The following is a 1,088-nucleotide window of genomic DNA, read 5'->3' as shown; positions in this document are numbered from 1 at the left end:
TGGCGCGGGCGACGGGACTCGAACCCGCGACCTCCGGCGTGACAGGCCGGCACTCTAACCGACTGAGCTACGCCCGCTTGACGTCCCGCCCCGTTTCCGGCGGTGTCGGGGGTGTAGGTTCAGTGCCGGGGGCTGTCAAGCAATCCCGGGGCGCATTCGGCCGGGAATTTCCGGGGCCACGGGCGCGCCCGGCGGCGGTCGATCCTTGGCCGCCGGGGCGCCATTGAAACCGCGTCGCTTTTCTGTCATAGCCCCCTCGCGTTGAACCGCCCGGCCGATCGGGCTGCCGTGGCGGTTCGTGCTGCTCCATCAGAAGCATCAACCGAGCGCATCTCTTCGATCCATCCGGATCGGAGCCGCTGCGCGTTCAGGAGAGCCAAATGCCCAAGCTGAAAACCAAGTCGGGCGCCAAGAAGCGCTTCAAGATCACCGGCACCGGCAAGGTCATGTATGCCCAGGCCGGCAAGCGCCACGGGATGATCAAGCGGACGACGAAGCAGATCCGCAACCTGCGCGGCACCACGACCCTGTTCGAGGGCGATGCCGCCAACGTGAAGAAGTACTTCCTGCCCAACAGCCGGTAAGCCTTCACGACGCCGACACTGCTTTTTTCGTAATCCAGGAGAACTCCCATGGCCCGCGTCAAGCGCGGCGTGACCAGTCACGCGAAGCACAAGAAAGTCCTCAAGGCCGCCCGTGGCTATTACGGCCGCCGCAAGAACACGATCCGGATCGCCAAGCAGGCGGTCGAGAAGGGCATGCAGTATGCCTACCGCGATCGGAAGAACAAGAAGCGCACGTTCCGCGCCCTCTGGATCCAGCGCCTCAACGCCGCGGTCCGCGAGCACGGCCTGACCTATTCGCGCTTCATCAACGGCCTGTCGAAGTCCGGCATCGAGGTGGACCGCAAGGCCCTCTCCGAGCTCGCCATCCACGAGCCCGCCTCGTTCGCCGCCGTGGTCGAGCTGGCCAAGGCCGCCCTCCCGGCGGCCAAGGCCGCCTGAGCCGCGCACGGCCTGAGGCGAGCCGGGCTCGCCCCGGGCCGAGGCTCGATCGTCATCAAAGGCGCGGCTCAGGCGGCCTTGGCC

General features: G+C 66.9%; 2 protein-coding genes and 1 tRNA gene. 2 read left to right on the top strand and 1 reads right to left on the bottom strand.

Annotated elements, in window-relative coordinates; all coding sequences use genetic code 11:
- Positions 1-77: transfer RNA gene (locus AC3WLN_RS07830), tRNA-Asp, on the bottom strand.
- Between the two features lie 303 nt (positions 78-380).
- Between AC3WLN_RS07830 and rpmI the strand changes: the two genes are divergently transcribed.
- On the top strand, positions 381-584 hold the full coding sequence (rpmI, locus tag AC3WLN_RS07825; RefSeq protein ID WP_018044555.1) for a 50S ribosomal protein L35: 204 nt from the start codon (positions 381-383) through the stop codon (positions 582-584).
- Positions 585-632: 48 nt separating this feature from the next.
- On the top strand, positions 633-1,004 hold the full coding sequence (rplT, locus tag AC3WLN_RS07820) for a 50S ribosomal protein L20 (RefSeq protein WP_055955353.1): 372 nt from the start codon (positions 633-635) through the stop codon (positions 1,002-1,004).
- Positions 1,005-1,088 lie beyond the last annotated feature (84 nt).

The sequence above is a fragment of the Methylobacterium sp. FW306-05-D genome, from assembly GCF_058782155.1.
Note: the sequence above shows the minus strand (reverse complement) of the source record. Positions and strands in the feature narration are given on the sequence as shown.

Bases quoted from the DNA above. Each gene is read 5' to 3' on its own strand.
- rplT (WP_055955353.1), top strand. From the start codon at position 633: ATGGCCCGCGTCAAGCGCGGCGTGACCAGTCACGCGAAGCACAAGAAA.
- rpmI (WP_018044555.1), top strand. From the start codon at position 381: ATGCCCAAGCTGAAAACCAAGTCGGGCGCCAAGAAGCGCTTCAAGATC.